13 protein-coding genes, 1 rRNA gene and 1 pseudogene are annotated in these 16,844 nt (G+C 71.1%); 6 read left to right on the plus strand and 9 right to left on the minus strand.

Annotated features, from left to right (window positions below; genetic code table 11):
• Positions 1 to 24: 24 nt before the first annotated feature.
• Positions 25 to 1,191 (plus strand): winged helix-turn-helix domain-containing protein, encoded by a 1,167-nt coding sequence (locus ABKA17_RS37875; protein ID WP_353696908.1) that lies wholly within the window; start codon positions 25 to 27, stop codon positions 1,189 to 1,191.
• Here ABKA17_RS37875 and ABKA17_RS37880 read toward each other — a convergent pair.
• The 8 genes and pseudogenes from ABKA17_RS37880 to mtnA all read right to left on the minus strand — a co-directional run bounded on the left by ABKA17_RS37880 (position 1,177) and on the right by mtnA (position 10,892).
• Positions 1,177 to 1,923, minus strand: a complete 747-nt coding sequence (locus tag ABKA17_RS37880; protein WP_353696909.1) for a response regulator — start codon at positions 1,921 to 1,923, stop codon at positions 1,177 to 1,179. The genes ABKA17_RS37875 and ABKA17_RS37880 overlap by 15 nt on opposite strands.
• Positions 1,924 to 2,125: 202 nt before the next feature.
• Positions 2,126 to 2,818, minus strand: a complete 693-nt coding sequence (hpf, locus tag ABKA17_RS37885) for a ribosome hibernation-promoting factor, HPF/YfiA family (protein WP_502994513.1) — start codon at positions 2,816 to 2,818, stop codon at positions 2,126 to 2,128.
• A gap of 311 nt (positions 2,819 to 3,129) precedes the next feature.
• Positions 3,130 to 3,870 carry a ComF family protein gene (locus tag ABKA17_RS37890; RefSeq protein WP_502994514.1) on the minus strand — a complete coding sequence of 247 codons (741 nt, stop codon included), beginning with the start codon at positions 3,868 to 3,870 and terminating at the stop codon, positions 3,130 to 3,132.
• A gap of 696 nt (positions 3,871 to 4,566) precedes the next feature.
• Positions 4,567 to 4,863 (minus strand): annotated as a pseudogene (locus ABKA17_RS37895) (ComF family protein); the annotation flags it as partial.
• Between the two features lie 107 nt (positions 4,864 to 4,970).
• Entirely contained in the window at positions 4,971 to 6,815 is a 1,845-nt protein-coding gene (locus ABKA17_RS37900; protein ID WP_353696911.1) for an LpqB family beta-propeller domain-containing protein, read from the minus strand.
• The gene (gene mtrB, locus ABKA17_RS37905) at positions 6,805 to 8,859 is read right to left on the minus strand and encodes an MtrAB system histidine kinase MtrB (protein ID WP_353696912.1); all 2,055 of its coding nucleotides are present in this window, start codon (positions 8,857 to 8,859) and stop codon (positions 6,805 to 6,807) included. The genes ABKA17_RS37900 and mtrB overlap by 11 nt, the downstream gene beginning before the upstream one ends.
• A 1-nt stretch (position 8,860) precedes the next feature.
• Complete coding sequence (mtrA, locus tag ABKA17_RS37910; RefSeq protein WP_353696913.1) at positions 8,861 to 9,550, minus strand: two-component system response regulator MtrA; 690 nt, start codon at positions 9,548 to 9,550, stop codon at positions 8,861 to 8,863.
• Positions 9,551 to 9,749: 199 nt separating this feature from the next.
• Positions 9,750 to 10,892, minus strand: coding sequence for an S-methyl-5-thioribose-1-phosphate isomerase (mtnA, locus tag ABKA17_RS37915; RefSeq protein WP_353696914.1), 1,143 nt, complete (start codon positions 10,890 to 10,892; stop codon positions 9,750 to 9,752).
• Positions 10,893 to 11,032: 140 nt separating this feature from the next.
• Here mtnA and ABKA17_RS37920 point away from each other — a divergent pair, with 140 nt between their 5' ends.
• Genes ABKA17_RS37920 through ABKA17_RS37940 form a run of 5 tightly spaced genes read left to right on the plus strand, consistent with a single transcriptional unit; the run spans position 11,033 to position 16,628 of the window.
• Positions 11,033 to 12,376, plus strand: a complete 1,344-nt coding sequence (locus ABKA17_RS37920) for a DUF7847 domain-containing protein (protein ID WP_353696915.1) — start codon at positions 11,033 to 11,035, stop codon at positions 12,374 to 12,376.
• A gap of 58 nt (positions 12,377 to 12,434) precedes the next feature.
• Entirely contained in the window at positions 12,435 to 13,136 is a 702-nt protein-coding gene (locus tag ABKA17_RS37925; RefSeq protein ID WP_353696916.1) for a DUF4129 domain-containing protein, read from the plus strand.
• Complete coding sequence (locus ABKA17_RS37930) at positions 13,133 to 14,329, plus strand: DUF4350 domain-containing protein (protein WP_353696917.1); 1,197 nt, start codon at positions 13,133 to 13,135, stop codon at positions 14,327 to 14,329. Before ABKA17_RS37925 ends, ABKA17_RS37930 begins: the two co-directional genes overlap by 4 nt.
• Positions 14,329 to 15,318, plus strand: coding sequence for an AAA family ATPase (locus ABKA17_RS37935; protein ID WP_353696918.1), 990 nt, complete (start codon positions 14,329 to 14,331; stop codon positions 15,316 to 15,318). Before ABKA17_RS37930 ends, ABKA17_RS37935 begins: the two co-directional genes overlap by 1 nt.
• Positions 15,318 to 16,628, plus strand: a complete 1,311-nt coding sequence (locus tag ABKA17_RS37940; RefSeq protein ID WP_353696919.1) for a DUF58 domain-containing protein — start codon at positions 15,318 to 15,320, stop codon at positions 16,626 to 16,628. The genes ABKA17_RS37935 and ABKA17_RS37940 overlap by 1 nt, the downstream gene beginning before the upstream one ends.
• A gap of 101 nt (positions 16,629 to 16,729) precedes the next feature.
• On the opposite strand, the gene rrf is transcribed toward ABKA17_RS37940, so the two are convergent.
• Positions 16,730 to 16,844: ribosomal RNA gene (gene rrf, locus ABKA17_RS37945) — 5S ribosomal RNA — on the minus strand; the annotation flags it as partial.

Consider the following 16,844-nt stretch of genomic DNA (forward strand, 5'->3'; position numbering starts at 1 on the left):
TCCCACCTCCTATCGTGCGGAGGCATGACGACCCCGCGCCCCACGACCGCCCTCTCCGCAGACGAGGCCCGCCGAATCGCCCTACGCGCCCAGGGCTTCCTCGGCACCCCCGACCGCAAGGCCGGAGTCCGCGGCACCCTCCGCCACCTCGGCGCGGTCCAACTCGACACCATCTCCGTCCTGGCCCGCTCCCACGAACTCATCCCGTACGCCCGCCTGGGAGCGGTAGGCCGCAAGACCGTCGAGAGCGCCTACTGGGAAGACAGGCACGCCTTCGAGTACTGGTCCCACGCCGCCTGCATCCTCCCCATCGAGGAGTGGCCCCACTTCGCCTTCCGCCGCCGCTCCTACCGCAACCGCCCGCACTGGAACCACGACCTCCCGGACGGCACCTACGACCAGGTGATCAAGCAGCTCCGCTCCGAAGGCCCCCTCACCGCCACGGAGTTGGGCGGCGCTAAGAAGACCAGCGAATGGTGGGACTGGTCCGGCACGAAGGTCGCCGTGGAGCGTGCGCTCATGTACGGCGAGGTGGTCTGCGTGGAGCGCCGCGGCTGGAAGCGCGTGTACGACCTCGCCGAGCGCGCCGTACCGGAGGATCTGCTGCACGACAGGCTGGACGACACCGAGTGCCTGCGCCGCCTCGTCCACCTCGCCGGCCGGTCCCTCGGCGTGGGCACGCGCGCGGACATCGCCGACTACCACCGCCTCAAGGGCGAACAGGTCGACTCGGTGATCGACGAATCGGGCCTGGTCCCGGTCACGGTCGAGGGCTGGTCCAAGCCGGCCTGGGCCGACCCCGCGGCCTTGGAGACACCCCCGCGCGGCCGCCACCGTACGACCCTGCTGTCGCCCTTCGACTCCCTCATCTGGGAACGCGCGCGTACGGAGCGGATCTTCGGCTTCACCCACCGCCTGGAGGCCTACGTCCCCAAGCCGAAGCGGGTCTACGGCTACTTCGCGATGCCCGTCCTGGCCGGCGGCCACCTCGTCGGCCGCGTGGACCCCGCGCGCGAGGGCCGCACCCTGGTGGCCAGGCAGGTCACCCTGGACGGCCCGAAGGCGGTCCCGGCGGTGGCCCAGGCCCTGGTCGAGGCGGCGAGCTGGGTGGACTGCACGGACGTACGGGTGGAACGGGTGGACGCGCCCGAGCTGCGCGAGCCCCTCATCAAGGAACTAGCGGATCTCTAGGATCTTCTCGCGCATCGCGTAGACCACGGCCTCCATCCTGGAGTGCAGCTGCAGCTTCTCCAGGATGTTGCGCACATGGTTCTTCACGGTGTTCTCGGAGATGAACAACTCCTTGGCGATATCGCGGTTGTTCATACCGGTGGCGACGAGTTTGAGAACCTCCAGTTCCCGGTCCGTCAGTCGCGGCGCGGGAACAAGCCGACGCTCGTCCGTCCGCTGGATCATCGACTTGAACTCGGTGAGCAGTTTCGACGCCATCGACGGGCTGATCTGCGACTGCCCGTCGGCCACCGCGCGAATGGCGGTGGCCACCTCGTCCGTGGAGATCTCCTTGAGGAGATAACCGGTCGCGCCCGCCTTGATCGCCTCGTAGAGGTCGGCCTCCTCATCGCTGATCGTCAGCATGATGATCTTGGCGCTGGGTGCCACCTCCTTGATGGAGGTGCACGCCTCGATACCGCCCCGCTTGGGCATGCGTACGTCCATCAGGACGATGTCGGGCAGCAGGTCGGCGGCCTTGTCCACGGCCTCCGCGCCGTCACCCGCCTCGCCCACGACCTGGATGTCCTCCTCGGCCGCGAGCACGATCTCCAGTCCCCGTCGGAAGAGGGCGTGGTCGTCCACGACCAGGACACGGATCGGCTCCTTGCGTGATGAGCCCGCGTCCGGCCCCATGCCGACGACGCCGTCGCCGGCGTCCTCGTCATGCATCGGTCCGAAACTGTCCGCCATCGTTCCTCCCCCTGAAGGCTGTGGCTGGTCCTGTGCCATCGCCAACCCAAGGCAACGGCCCACCGGTTGGGCCGGTGCGGCCATGATTTCATGCCCGGACGACACCGCGGTCACAGAGCGGGGCGCGAAGTGGTCGCACACCGGTGCCCCTGGGGGCGCACACGCGCTCCAGGGGCACCGGCTCAGCCGTCAGCCGAGCGGGTCAGCCACCCAGCGTGCCCCCGGCCGCGGGAGGTTGCGCCTGGGCAACCATCGGGTCGGTGCTGAGGTGGATGACGCCGTAGTCGTAGGCGTGCCGCCGGTAGACGACACTCGGTTCCTTGGTCTCGGAGTCGACGAACAGATAGAAGTCGTGCCCGACCAGCTCCATCTCGTACAGAGCCTGGTCGAGGGTCATCGGGGAGGCGACGTGGGTCTTCTCGCGGACGATGAGCGGGCCCTCGCCCTTGACCTCCAGCGAGCCGATCTTCTTGGTGGGGACGCCGTCCTGCTCTTCCTCATGGACGGCGTGGCCGTTTCCGTTGAGCGTCGCCGCGCCCGGAACGTGGTCGGGGACCTCGGCCGCCGTGAGTCGGCGGGAGCCACGGCGGGAGTAACGCTTGTCGTGCTGCTTGCGCAGCCGTGCGTCCAGCTTTTCCGCCGCCAGGTCGAGCGCCGCGTACGGATCGCTTGCCGCCGCCTCCGCCCGGATCACCGGACCGCGGGAGCGGAGCGTGATCTCCACTCGGTCACAGCGGTCGGCCTGTCGGGGGTTCGGCTCCTTGGACACCTCGACGTCGAGGCTGATCACCTTGCCGTCGAGCTTCTGGATCTTCTCCAGCTTCAGCTTCTCGGCCACGTGCTTGCGGAACCGCTCGGGCACCTCGGTCTTGCGGCCCTTGACGACGATGTCCACGCAGAACTCCGTTCCCGGATAGCTCCGCTCCACTGGCGGAGCATCTCCCTTTTGCACCAGGCTCCGGTGAGTCCCGGAACCTCGGACTCGGTGACTTCCACCTCCTCCCCCGTGGGCAAGATCTCCACTCCACCGGGGCGGGTGATTGTGAAAAACCCGCGGCACGGCAATCCGATATGAGAGGTGTGGCCTGCGCCTTTCCTCACAACCGAACATATCTCGCCCGGACGGATGTCGTCACCCTCTACCGCGGCGTACCTCCGTTCAGGTGAATTGGCCCTCTCATTACCTGCAACGATGCAAGTTCGCAGTCAGTTCCGGTTTATTTCGAAAGAATCTGGCGCAGCTGCGACCACAGCCGCGCAGATGACGTCACCGGCACGGTAGGTCCGCACCATTCCGGCCGCACCGCCCATGCCCGCCTCCGCCGATCGGTTCATCCCTCCCCCTGTGCCTTCCCGAGCGGCCGTCCCGTACACAGCTGTTGCGGCTGAGTCGTACGCGACCGTGCCACTGTTCCGTCCGTTCCGGCCCCGCCCGACCGCCGCCGCGGCCGTCGCCGCCCGCACGGCCCGCGCCGCCTCCGTCAGGGACGCACCCGTCGTCATCAGGTCGTCGACGAGCACGACCGGACCGTCGAGCAGCAGCCGCCCACCGCCGGGCACGACCGCGAGCGCCCCGGCGAGATTCTCCAGCCGCTCCCGCGAGTTGAGCCCCGCCTGGTCGGCCACGGCACGCCGCTGCCGCAACACGCCGACCACCCGCGCCGGCACCCCTGCCCGCCGCAGCTCCCCCGCCGCCGCCAGCGCGATCCGCCGCGCCGGATCATGCCCCCGAGCCGCCACCACCCGCCGCGCGGACGGCACAGGCACAAGCAACACGGCCGCACCCCCAGCCATTGCCCAGCCACCCAGGCCCCCGTCAGCCGCCACCAGCCCGGAACCGACACCCACACCGCCGGCCCCACTCCCGACCGCCGCCCCGGCACCCTCCACCGGACCGCAACCACCGACCCCTGCGAAGCCGTCACGGCGCCGTGCCCCGGCACCCACCGAGCCGCAGCCATCGACCTCCGCAGGGCCGTCGCCGGGCCCTGTCCCGGCGTCCCCCGCCGAACCGCAGCCATTGACCCGAACGGAACGGTCACCGCGCCATGCCCCGGCGCCCCTCGCCGAGCCCCGACCACCAGCCCCCACCGATCCGTCACCGCGCCCTACTCCAGCCCTGGCCCGCCTTGGATCACCACTCCCCGGCCGCCTTGAACCACCCCACCCAACCGAACCCGGGTCACCACTCCCCGCCGACCTCGGATCACCCCACCCCGCAAAACCGCCCCCACGCCCCTCCGCGGCCCCCTCCGGCACGCAGCCACCGTCTCCAGCCGCATCACCCGTCCGTCGGCTCCCAGGGCCCGCCTGGCCCCAGCCCGAGGCCACTGGGGCATCTCCGCCCCGTCCAACCTCCCTGGCCCCACGCCCCGCGCCCCTTGCCGGCCCCACGGACGCGGTATCCGCCCCCGAGAAACCCCCGCCGAGCCTCCCCGAACCCCCGACACGACCCCGCTCAGCCCCCGCGAAGCCCGGACCGTCCCCTGTCGACTCCCCGCCGCCGAACCACAGCGGCTCCGCACCAGGCCCCGACGCCAGTCCACCATCCGCCCCCGGCTCACCGGCCCAGGCCGGTCCATCCGCCCCAGCCGGCCCACCAGCCCGCATCGAATGCCCGGCCCCCGCCAGATCCCAGGCCCAAGCCTCCCGCAGCCCCGCCAGCACAGCCCCCGCCAGAGCCACGCCGAGCGGCGCCGAGAGTGCCAGTGCGCCTCGCTCCTTGTGTGCCAGCAGCACCGCCCGGACCTCGTCGGCGTACCGCGCAGCCGCATGCACCGCCGGCAGCCCCACAGGCTCCGGCTCCGGTCGCACCCGGCACGGCACGGTCCCGCTCAGGACCGCACGGCACTCCGGACAGAGCACCGTGCGAAGCGCCCCGCAGCCTCCGCACTCAGCCGGCAGCACCAGATCGGTGAGGTCCTGCCACCACCCCCGCATGCCCACCACTGTGCCAACGCGCGCGCCACCCGGCCACCCCTGTGGAAAACCCCCTGTGGACAACTCCCCGCGGCACTCACGGGCCGGCACGGACCCACCGTCCGCGCCTACCCGGGATAGACCGGCGCCGTCCCGTCCTTGACCACCTGCTGCCACTTCGACCCGGACGAGAGCCGGACGATGCCGTCCTCCTCGGAGTACGCCACCAGCGGCAGTTGCTCGTCCTCGGAGGAGGCGAGGGCCTTCACACCCGTCAGCGCGGCGGGCGGTGAACCCACCGGCGTGGAGCCGTCGACCTGGACGTACGACATCTGCTGCACGCCACCGTCTTCGCGTCCCACCACCACGAGCCGGCTGTCCCCGGCCCATGACATGGCGGTGACCTCCACCAACTGCGGTGTCACCGAGCGAGGTTCGACCACCGCGACAGGCTTCTCACCGGTCGCCTTGTCACCCCGCTCGATCCGTCCGACGTAGAGGGACTTCTTGCCGCCCTTCTCCACGATGAGCGCGATCCGCACTCCGTCGGCGGCCATCCGCACCGCGTCGATCCGTCCGTCGAGCCCCGTGGTGTCCACCTGGATCGGCTCGCCCGCGCCCTTCTTCAGAAGCAGCAGCCGGGGGTTCTCGGGATCGCGGTCGGCCACCCACAAGTCGCCCTCACCGTCCCAACTGGGCGTGGTGAGGCGGTCGTTCTGGGTCTTGCCGTGGCTGCGCAGAACCGGCTCGCCGAGTGAGGCACCCGAGACCAGCGACCCGACGTACAGCGCGCCGCCGTCGAGGGAGACCCCGGCCGCCTTGCGCTCGTCCCGGGACACCGCGGCGGCCCGCAGCTCCTTGTCACCCTCGCCGAGCGCGCCCGGAACCTGCGCGGGGCTCGTGCTGTCGCTCTCGCTCGCCAGCCGGGCCAGCCGGTGCTTGCCGTCGATGAGGTACTGGTACTCGTCCTTCGCGGCCTCGTGCACCACCGCGAGCTCGGCCTCGCCCTCGCTTAGGGTGTCGCACAGTTGGGTGCCGTCGGAGCGTTGCAACGCGACCGAGGTCACGCCGGTGGGCGTCAGATCCCTCAGCGTAAACAGGAGTTGGGCGGCCATCTCCCGGCACTTCTCCGAACCGACCCGGTCCGCCTTGGCGTTCAGCGGCACCGTCAGCTGGTTCTGGTCGTCGGGCGCCAACTGGTCGACGCCCTTCTTCAGCGACGTACCGGTGGGGAAGCTCGACCTGACCACCGGGCTCAGCCAGCGTGAGGGCCCGGCGAGCAGCAGACTCACCGTCTGCGTCATCGGGTCGACCTTCTTGCGCACGTAGACGGGGTCGGCGACAGCCACCGGCTGCCCGTTCGCCTCGGACGGAGAGTTCGAGGCGAAGTAGTACTTGTTGACCGAGGTGTAGTTGCGCAGGAAATCCGACTTGCCCATGACCACGCCCCGCGGCGGCAGGTCAATGCGCCACTGCTTGGACTTCTTCTCGCGCACGAGGTGCAGCGTCTTGTCGTACTCCCCGGCGGCGGGCGCGTACGTCCGCTGTCCGTCCACGGTGGCGACCTTCTCGCCGGTCAGCCTGAAGACGGCGTCGGTCCCCTCGCCGCCACCCGTCGAATGCCTCTCGGACGAGTCGGGCCCTTCCGCGAGCACCGTGAGCGACTGCTCGGGCCGCCAGGTATCCGCGGCCTCGCGGGTCAGATACTTGCGTGCCGTCTCGAAATCGGGATCGTCGCTGGTCAGCGCTTCGAGGAAGCCGTCCACTATCTCGGGCGCCTCGGCGTTCTCCCGGGGTGGCACCGCGAAGACGCGTACCTGCGAGTCCTGGCGCGGCGTGGACTCCACCCCGCGCAGATCCCCGCTGTCCGGCATCGAGGCACATCCGGCCAGCAGCAGAGCGCCGCACGCGACCGACACCACCGCCCGCACAGACTCCCGCCGTCGGCCGCCCCCCAACCGGTCAGCGCCCACGGCTGCTTGCCTCCCCCTGCTTGTTCCGGTCCTCGGGACCGGCGCTTCGAGCTTCCGAAGGCGCCGCGTCCGCGGCACCCGTGTCGTCCGCCGGCCGCGCTCCCCCGGTGGGGCGTGGCACCACGCGCGCGCCGTTGCCGGGCAACGCGGTCGGATCGGCGGTGGGGGGCGCGGCGGGCTGCCGCGGCGCGAGCGGCGCGGGCTCGTTCGACGTCTGCACCGGCACGGTGGCGCGCTTCTCGCCGTCCCCCGCGCGCGGCAGACCGGCGTCATTAAGTCCACGATTGCGTCGCGAGTCCTTGGGCTCCAGCGGTATCGGCGAACCCCGCAGCGGCTCGTCCGCCGTCCTCGGCAGCGTCAGCCGGAACTGCGAGCCACCCCCGGGCTCTCCCCACGCCTGGAGCCAGCCGCCGTGCAGCCGCGCGTCCTCCAGGGCGATGGACAGCCCCAGACCCGTACCACCGGTGGTACGCGCGCGTGCCGGGTCGGCCCGCCAGAACCGGCTGAAGACCCGGGTCGCCTCACCGGGCTTGAGCCCTACGCCGTAGTCGCGCACCGCGACCGCGACCGCCCCGCCCGCCGCGGCGAGCTTCACCACTACGTCCTTGCCCTCGCCGTGCTCCACGGCGTTGACGACCAGATTGCGCAGCACCCGCTCCACCCGCCGGGCGTCGGCCTCGGCCACGACGGACTGCTGATCGCCCACGACCCGTATCCGCGTTCCCTTGCGGTCGGCGAGCGGCGCGGCACCGCCGACGACCCGCTGGACGACCTCCCGCAGATCGATCGGCTCCGCCTCCAGCGCAGCCGCGCCCGCGTCGAACCGGCTGATCTCCAGCAGGTCGGCGAGCAGCGACTCGAACCGGTCCAGCTGATCGGCGAGCAGCTCCGCCGACCGCGCGGTCACCGGATCGAAGTCCTCCCGCGCGTCATGGATGACGTCCGCCGCCATCCGTACGGTCGTCAGCGGCGTCCGCAGCTCGTGCGACACGTCGGACACGAACCGCCGCTGCATCCGCGACAGGTCCTCCAGCTGCTGGATCTTCAACTGCAGGTTCTGCGCCATCTTGTTGAAGGCCTCACCGAGCCGGGCGATGTCGTCCTCACCAGTGACCTTCATACGTTCCTGAAGCCGCCCCGCGGACAGCCGCTCCGCGATCCCGGCCGCCATCCGCACCGGCGCGACGACCTGCCGCACCACAAGCCAGGCGATGGCCCCGAGGAGTACGACGACGAAGAGCCCGGCCGTCGCCAGCGTCCCCTTGACCAGGCTCAGCGACTTCTCCTCCTGCGTGAGCGGGAAGAGGTAGTAGAGCTGGTACGGGTTGCCGTTCGGATCGTCGACCTGCTTGCCGATGATCAGCGCAGGCTGCGACTCCTGGCCGTCGGTGTACACGATCCGCGTATAGCTCTGGGCCGCCAGCGTGCTGCTGTCGACACGCTCCCGCAGGTCCTCGGGCACGCTCGCCGTCGGCAGGACCCTGCCGGAGGCACGCGGACCGCGCCCGCCGCTGTCGTCACCCGCGGCCGGCAGCGTGACGACGTCGAAGGCACCCTGGCCACCGCTGGAGAGGAACTCCACCAGGTCGCCCATCCACTGGATGACGCTCGGGTTGGTGCGGTCGCCCGTGCCCGCGGCGTCCTCATCGCCCGCGCTCAGCGCTGTGTCGGCCTTCTGCTTGGCCGCCGCGAAACCACCCGTGGCCTGGCTCTGCGACGCCTTCACCTTGGCGTCCAGCAGCCCGTTGCGCACCTGGCCGATGACGACGAACCCGAGCAGCAGCACCACGCCTATCGACATCAGGAGCGTGGTGACGACGACCTTGAGCTGGATGTTGCGCCGCCACAGCCGCATGACGGGCAGCAGCGGCCGACGCACCCAGCGCATGAACAGCCTGAGAACCGGGCTGCCCTGGACCCCGCCCTGAAGCAGCCCGCCCTCGAAGAAGCGCCCCCAACGGGAGCCCGACGTCTTCCGGCCGACAGGCCGCTCCGCACGGGCCCCGGTCCGCCCGGGCGACGAAGCGGCACTGTCTCCGGACATGTCAGCTGGGTCCTGCCTTGTATCCCACACCACGGACGGTCACCACGATCTCGGGCCGCTCCGGGTCCTTCTCGACCTTGGAGCGCAGCCGCTGCACATGCACATTGACCAGACGGGTGTCGGCGGCGTGCCGATAACCCCACACCTGCTCGAGCAGCACCTCACGGGTGAACACCTGCCACGGCTTGCGCGCCAGCGCGACCAGCAGGTCGAACTCCAGCGGCGTCAGCGCGATCGACTGCCCGTCCCGCTTCACGGAGTGACCGGCCACGTCGATGACGAGGTCACCGATGGCGAGCTGCTCGGGCGCCGGCTCCTCCGACCTCCGCAGCCGCGCCCGGATCCGGGCGACCAGCTCCTTCGGCTTGAACGGCTTCACGATGTAGTCGTCGGCGCCCGACTCCAGGCCCACGACGACATCGACGGTGTCGCTCTTGGCCGTGAGCATCACGATCGGCACACCCGACTCCGCCCTGATCAGGCGGCAGACCTCGATACCGTCCCGGCCGGGCAGCATCAGGTCCAGGAGCACCAGATCGGGTTTGCTCTCCCGGAATGCGGCCAGCGCCTTGTCGCCGTCAGCTACGAAAGACGGCTCAAAACCTTCACCACGCAGCACAATGCCGAGCATCTCGGCCAGTGCGGTGTCGTCGTCGACGACAAGGACTCGTCCCTTCATAACCGACATCATCCCATTCTCATAACAGTGACAGAGGCGCTGGTGAGCAGGGTCACTGGCCCGTGACGATAGTCGTACTCGGCCGTCACTGTCTGCCCCCGTCCGGCGACGTCGATGTCTCGACGGATGTCAGCTACCCAGCGTAGGCGCACCGCCACCCCGAGGTCGGCTCAACGGCTTTCAGCCGTGGCTGTGACCGCCGCGCGACCGCCTAGCCGATCGTCACCTGACGCGACCTGGCGCACAGCTCAGCCAGCGCCTCCGCCGTCACCGGCGACACCACGCCCTCCTCCGTGACGATCGCCGTGACCAGCTCGGGAGGCGTCACATCGAACGCCGGGTTGTACGCCTGCGTCCCCAACGGCGCCACCGCCAGCCCACCACCCGCTCCCGTCACCGGCACCTGCGGCGCGGCAACCTCCGTCACCTCGAACCCGGGACGCTGCTCGACCTCGATCGACGCCCCGTCCGGCGTGTCCGGATCCACCGTCGTCACCGGCGCCACCACGATGAACGGCACATGGTGGTACCGCGCGAGCACCGCGAGCGGATAGCTCCCCACCTTGTTCGCCACCGACCCGTCGGCCGCGATCCGGTCCGCCCCGATCAGCACCGCGTCCACCTCCCCCGCCGCGAACAGCGAACCCGCCGCGTTGTCGGTGAGCAGCGTGTACGCCATCCCGCTGCGCGCCGCCTCGTACGCCGTCAGCCGGGCTCCCTGAAGCAGCGGACGCGTCTCGTCCACCCACAGGCGCCTCAGCTGCCCCGCCCGATGCGCCGCGAGGGCCACCGCGAACGCCGTCCCCTCACCACCCGACACCAGCGAACCGGTGTTGCAGTGCGTGAGGACGCGATGCCCGCCACCGGGCAGCAACTCGTCCAGCAGCGCCAGTCCGTGCACGGCCATCCGCGCACTGGCCTCGGCGTCCTCCCGGTGCAGCGCCCGCGCCGCGTCCAGCGCGGCCACCGCCGCCTGCCCCGCGTCCCCACTCCTGGCCAACTCGGCCCGGTACGCGGACTGCGCCCGGCGCACACCGACCGAGAGGTTCACCGCTGTGGGCCGGGCGCCCGCGAGCCCGGCCGCCGCCTCGTCCACGTCGAAGCCCCGCGCGGCGGCGAGCGCGACACCGTACGCCCCCGCGATTCCGAGCACCGGCGCCCCGCGCACGGCGAGCGAACGGATCGCCTCCACCAGCGCGGGCGCGTCCGTACAGACCAGCTCGACCTCCTCGGCCGGCAGCCTCGTCTGGTCCAGAAGGACCACGACGGGACCTTCGGGTGGCTCTTCCCAACGGATCGTGGGTATCTCGATCGGCCTGCTGTCCTCGCCGGATTGCGCGTACTGATCAGCCATGCGGTCAGTCTGCCCCTTATCCGGCGGACAATTGAAGGTGTGCAGCCGATACCGCGCCCGGTCCCCCGGCGACCACCCCATGGCACGATGGCTGCCAACCTGCCGCCGCGACCGCGGACGGGCACCGTGAAGGAGCAACGATGAAGGACACTCCGGGCTGGGCCTCGCCCGGATCTGCCCCGTCCGACGGGCAGGAGCCCGGTGCGTCCGGCCCCGCCGAGCCCGCGGACCACCCCGGCCCCTCGGACCAGCCGGGCACGGACCCGCAGGGCCCCGGCTCGAAGTGGTCCAAGGAGCAGCCGCCCCCCGCTCAGTGGTCCGCCCCGACCGGACCGGAGAACCCCGCCCAGACCCCGCCACCTCCACCACCCGCCCCGGGCTGGGGCAACCCCCCGACCGGCCCCGGCGCCCCCGGCACCGCCCACGGCGGATACGGCGGCGGGTACGGCGGTCAGGGCGGATACGGCGGCTGGGGAAGCGGCTGGGGTGGCCCCCCGCCCGCGGCCAAGCCCGGTGTGATCCCGCTCCGCCCTCTCGGCGTGGGCGAGATCCTCGACGGCGCGGTCTCCACGATGCGCACCTACTGGCGCACGGTCCTGGGCATCTCCCTGACCGTCGCGGTCGTCACCCAGATCCTCGTGATCCTTCTCCAGGGCCTGGCCCTGGACGACATCAACACCGCGGCCCCGGGCCCCGACGCCAGCCCCGACGAACTGGCGCGCGCCCTGGGCGACACCATGCTCAGTACCAGTGTCATCTTCCTGATCTCGCTGATCGGCACGATCGCCGCGACCGCCCTGCTCACCACGGTCACCAGCCGCGCCGTCCTCGGCAAGTCGGTGACCACCGGCGAGGCCTGGCGCGACGCCCGTCCGCAGGTGGCCAAGCTCTTCGGCCTGATCTTCCTGCTGATCCTCATCGCCTTCGCGATCGTCGCGGCCGGGGTCCTGCCGGGCGTCCTCGTCGCCGTCGCGGGATCGGGCGACGCGGGAGCCGGCCTCGCGGTCCTGGGCGGACTCGCCGCTGGTGTCGTCGCCCTGTGGCTCATGATCCGCTTCTCGCTGGCCTCGCCCGCGCTGATGCTGGAGAAGCAGGGCATCCTGAAGTCGCTGAGCCGGTCCGTGAAGCTGGTCCGCGGCTCCTGGTGGCGCGTCTTCGGCATCCAGCTGCTCGCCACGATCATCGCCAACATCGTGGCCTCGATCGTCGTCATCCCCTTCGCCTTCCTCGCCTCCGCCCTGGACGGCGAGGGCTTCACCGGCCTGCTCAGCACCGGCGGCGATCTCGGCTGGACGTACCTCGTCGTCAGCGGCATCGGCTCGGTGATCGGCGCCATGATCACCTTCCCGATCACCGCCGGCGTCACCGTCCTCCTCTACATCGACCAGCGCATCCGCCGCGAAGCCCTCGACCTCGACCTGGCCCGCGCGGCCGGCGTCCAGGACTACGGCTCCGGCGCTCCCGGCGCCACTGCCGGAGGCTGATGCGGTGAGTCCGGCGGGGGGAGTTCTCACATCGGTACAGACCTGGCCGCACCCGGTCGTGCGCGCCGGCAACGCCTTCACGCTGGGCTCTTCCGGCGACGAACCACCGGTCACCATCCCGCGTGACCCGGCACGCGAGGCGGCTCGACGCGAGCTGTCCAAGGGCATATACCACGAGAACGACCCCAGCTGGTTCCAGCGCGCCCTCAACGCCTTCTGGAAATGGGTCGGCGAACTGTTCGACACAGCCGCGACCGCGACGCCCGGCGGAGCACTCGGCCTGCTCGTCGTCATCGTGGCCGTCCTCGCGGTCCTGGGCGCCCTCTGGTGGCGCCTGGGCACCCCGCGCCGCGAACCCTCCTCAGCCGCCGCCCTGTTCGACGACCGCCCCCGCAGTGCCGCCGAACACCGCGCGGCCGCCGAGGCACACGCCGCCCAGGGCCACTGGAGCCAGGCCGTCCAGGAACGCATGCGGGCCATCGTCCGCTCCCTGGAGGAACGCGCCCTGCTCGACATCCGCCCCGGCCGCACCGCCGACGAGGCCGCCGCCGAAGCCGCCCGCACCCTGCCCTCCCGCACCGACCGGCTGCACGCCGCCGCCCGGGACTTCGACGACGTCACATACGGCGGCCGCAGAGCGAGCCGGCAGTCGTACGAGCGCATCGCCGAACTCGACCGCGACCTGGAACGCACCAAACCCCAGCTCGTGAGCAGCACCCACAACACGGCGCCAAACACCCGCCAGGGAGCCGCCGAATGACCACCGAGGCCACGCTCCCCGCCACCTCGGCCTCGCCCACCGCCCGCCAGGTGTGGACCCGTACACGGGGCATCGCGCTCGCTCTCGTGATCCTCCTGGCGGCGGCCGTCGCGATCGCCGTGATCCGCTCCGACGCCCGACACGGCAACCTCGACCCACGCTCCGCCGACCCCTACGGCAGCCGCGCCATCGCCGAACTCCTCGCCGACCGCGGGGTGTCCACGCGCGTGGTCACCACCCTGAACGAGGCCCGCACCGCAGCCGGCCCGGACACCACCCTCCTGGTCGCCCTCCCCGACCTGCTGACGCACCGCCAACAGACCCTGCTGCACTCCACGACCTCCGACTCCGACGGCCGTACCGTCCTGGTCGCCCCCGGCAGCGCGTCCATCGGACGGCTCGCCCCCGACGTCACGGCAGACCCCGCCACCAGCACCGGCTCCACGCTCGACCCCGACTGCGACCTGCCCGCCGCCCGCCGCGCGGGCGCCGCCGACACCGGCGGCATCCGCTACACCACCACCCACCTCGACGCCGACGCCTGCTACCCCAGCGAACGCCTCGCCACCCTCCTGCGCGTCCCGGAGACCGGGAGCGGCGACACCGTCGTACTCGGCGCGCCCGACATCCTCCTCAACGACCGCCTCGACGAGCAGGGCAACGCCTCCCTCGCCCTCCAACTCCTCGGCTCCCGCCCCCATCTGGTCTGGTACCTCCCCTCGCTCTCCGACGCTTCGGCCGCCGCCGACGACGAACGCAGCTTCTTCGACCTGATCCCCCCAGGCTGGCGTTGGGGCACCCTGCAGCTCTTCGTCGCCGCAGCCCTGGCCGCCCTCTGGCGGGCACGCCGACTCGGCCCCCTCGTCCCCGAGAAACTCCCCGTGGCGATCCGCGCCTCCGAAACCGTCGAAGGCCGCGCCCGCCTCTACCGCAAAGCCAACGCCCGCGACCGTGCTGCCGCCGCTCTCCGCTCCACCACCCGCACCCGCCTCGCCCCCCTCGTAGGCGTCCCCGTCGCCCAGGCGCACGCGCCCGAAGCCCTGCTCCCCGCCCTGTCCGCCCACCTCCGCACCGAAGGCGACGGACAGCGCCTGCACTCCTTGCTCTTCGGCCCGCCGCCCGGTGACGACGCAGCCCTCATCTCCCTAGCCGACCAACTCGACGCCCTCGAAAGAGAGGTACGCCGTTCATGATGGCCCCGACCACTGACAACGCCGGGTACACCGGGGATCCGGACGCCGCCCGGGCCTCCCTGGAAGCCCTGCGCGCCGAGATCGCCAAAGCCGTGGTCGGCCAGGACCCCGCCGTGACCGGCCTCGTCGTCGCCCTCCTCTGCCGCGGACACGTCCTACTAGAAGGAGTCCCTGGGGTCGCCAAAACGTTGCTCGTCCGCACCCTCGCGTCCGCACTCGAACTCGACACCAAGCGCGTCCAGTTCACCCCCGACCTCATGCCGAGCGACGTGACGGGCTCCCTCGTCTACGACACCCGCTCCGCCGAGTTCTCCTTCCAGCCCGGCCCGGTCTTCACCAACCTCCTCCTCGCGGACGAGATCAACCGAACGCCTCCCAAAACCCAGTCGTCTCTCCTCGAAGCGATGGAAGAACGCCAGGTCACGGTCGACGGCACCCCGCGCCCCCTCCCGGACCCGTTCCTGGTCGCCGCGACCCAGAACCCGGTCGAGTACGAGGGCACCTACCCCCTCCCCGAAGCCCAGCTGGACCGTTTCCTCCTCAAACTCACCATCCCCCTCCCCTCCCGCCAGGACGAGATCGACGTCCTCACCCGCCACGCCGAAGGCTTCAACCCCCGCGACCTGCACGCCGCCGGCGTACGCCCGGTAGCAGGCCCCGCAGACCTCGAAGCCGCCCGAGCAGCGGTCGCGAAAACAACCGTCTCCCCCGAGATCACGGCTTACGTCGTCGACATCTGCCGCGCCACCCGCGAATCCCCGTCCCTCACCCTCGGCGTCTCCCCCCGAGGCGCCACAGCCCTCCTCGCGACCTCCCGCGCCTGGGCCTGGCTGACGGGCCGCGACTACGTCATCCCCGACGACGTGAAGGCACTCGCCCTCCCGACCCTCCGCCACCGCGTGCAACTCCGCCCGGAGGCCGAGATGGAGGGCGTGACGGCCGACTCCGTCATCCACGCGATCCTCGCCCACGTCCCCGTCCCCCGCTGATGGCACTCACCGGACGCGCCGCACTCCTCGCGGCCCTGGGCTCCCTCCCCATCGGCATCTGGGAACCCACCCTGACGGGCCTCCTCGCCGTGAACGCCCCCCTGGCCATGGCCTGCGCCTGCGACTTCGCCCTAGCGGCACCCGTACGCCGCCTGGGCCTGACCCGCTCCGGCGACACATCCGTACGCCTCGGCGAGACGGCCGACGTCACCCTGACGGTCACCAACCCGTCCAACCGCCCGCTCCGGGCCCACCTCCGCGACGCCTGGCCCCCCAGCAGCTGGCTGCCCGGCACGGAGACAGCCGCATCCCGCCACCGCCTCACAGTCCCCGCGGGCGAACGCCGCCGCCTCACCACCCGCCTACGCCCCACCCGCCGAGGCGACCGTCAGGCCGACCGCGTGACGATCCGCTCCTACGGCCCCCTCGGCCTCTTCTCCCGCCAGGGCACCCACAACGTCCCCTGGACGGTCCGTGTCCTGCCCCCCTTCACCAGCCGCAAGCACCTCCCCGCCAAGCTCGCCCGCCTACGCGAACTCGACGGCCGCACCAGCGTGCTCACCCGAGGAGAAGGCACCGAATTCGACAGCCTTCGCGAATACGTCCCCGGCGACGACACCCGCTCCATCGACTGGCGCGCCACAGCCCGCCAGTCCGCCGTCGCCGTACGCACCTGGCGCCCCGAACGCGACCGCCACATCCTCGTAGTCCTCGACACCGGCCGCACCTCGGCGGGCCGCGTGGACGACGCCCCCCGCCTCGACGCCTCCATGGACGCCGCCCTACTCCTGGCAGCCCTGGCCTCCCGCGCCGGCGACCGCGTAGACCTCCTCGCCTACGACCGCCGCGTTCGCGCCCTGGTCCAAGGCCGCACGGCGAAAGACGTCCTGCCGTCCCTGGTCAACGCCATGGCAACCCTCGAACCGGAACTCATCGAAACAGACGCCCGCGGTCTTACGGCCACTGCGCTCAGGACAGCCCCACGCCGCTCTCTGATCGTGCTGCTGACAACCCTCGACGCAGCCCCGGTCGAAGAAGGCCTGCTGCCCGTCCTCTCCCAGCTCACCCAGCGCCACACGGTCCTGGTGGCATCAGTGGCCGACCCGCACGTCTCCCGCATGGCAAAAGCCCGAGGAAACACCGACGCCGTCTACGAGGCCGCATCAGCCGCACAGGCACAGAGCGAACGCCATCGCACCGCGGAACAACTCCGACGTCACGGTGTCACCGTCGTCGACGCGACACCGGAACGGCTGGCGCCGGCACTGGCAGACGCATATCTGGCCCTGAAGACGGCGGGACGCCTCTGATTCGGCACAGGCGAGGAAGGGAAATCCTTTCCTCGCCAACTCCTACTTCCAGAAAACGCAAAAAGGCCCACGCCTGATGGCGTGGGCCTTTTCTAAAATTTGTTCGGCGGTGTCCTACTCTCCCACAGGGTCCCCCCTGCAGTACCATCGGCGCTGTAAGGCTTAGCTTCCGGGTTCGGAATGTAACCGGGCGTTTCCCTCACGCTATGACCACCG

Origin of the sequence: Streptomyces sp. RG80, from assembly GCF_040446465.1 — a bacterium.
In the GTDB taxonomy this organism is placed as follows: Bacteria; Actinomycetota; Actinomycetes; order Streptomycetales; family Streptomycetaceae; genus Streptomyces.

What these genes read in the sequence shown, in the direction of transcription:
- mtrA (WP_353696913.1), bottom strand. Translation starts at nt 9,550, where the DNA reads ATGATGTCGGTTATGAAGGGACGAGTCCTTGTCGTCGACGACGACACC.
- mtrB (WP_353696912.1), bottom strand. Translation starts at nt 8,859, where the DNA reads ATGTCCGGAGACAGTGCCGCTTCGTCGCCCGGGCGGACCGGGGCCCGT.
- ABKA17_RS37880 (WP_353696909.1), bottom strand. Translation starts at nt 1,923, where the DNA reads ATGGCGGACAGTTTCGGACCGATGCATGACGAGGACGCCGGCGACGGC.
- ABKA17_RS37935 (WP_353696918.1), top strand. Translation starts at nt 14,329, where the DNA reads ATGGCCCCGACCACTGACAACGCCGGGTACACCGGGGATCCGGACGCC.
- ABKA17_RS37930 (WP_353696917.1), top strand. Translation starts at nt 13,133, where the DNA reads ATGACCACCGAGGCCACGCTCCCCGCCACCTCGGCCTCGCCCACCGCC.
- ABKA17_RS37875 (WP_353696908.1), top strand. Translation starts at nt 25, where the DNA reads ATGACGACCCCGCGCCCCACGACCGCCCTCTCCGCAGACGAGGCCCGC.
- mtnA (WP_353696914.1), bottom strand. Translation starts at nt 10,892, where the DNA reads ATGGCTGATCAGTACGCGCAATCCGGCGAGGACAGCAGGCCGATCGAG.
- ABKA17_RS37940 (WP_353696919.1), top strand. Translation starts at nt 15,318, where the DNA reads ATGGCACTCACCGGACGCGCCGCACTCCTCGCGGCCCTGGGCTCCCTC.
- ABKA17_RS37920 (WP_353696915.1), top strand. Translation starts at nt 11,033, where the DNA reads ATGAAGGACACTCCGGGCTGGGCCTCGCCCGGATCTGCCCCGTCCGAC.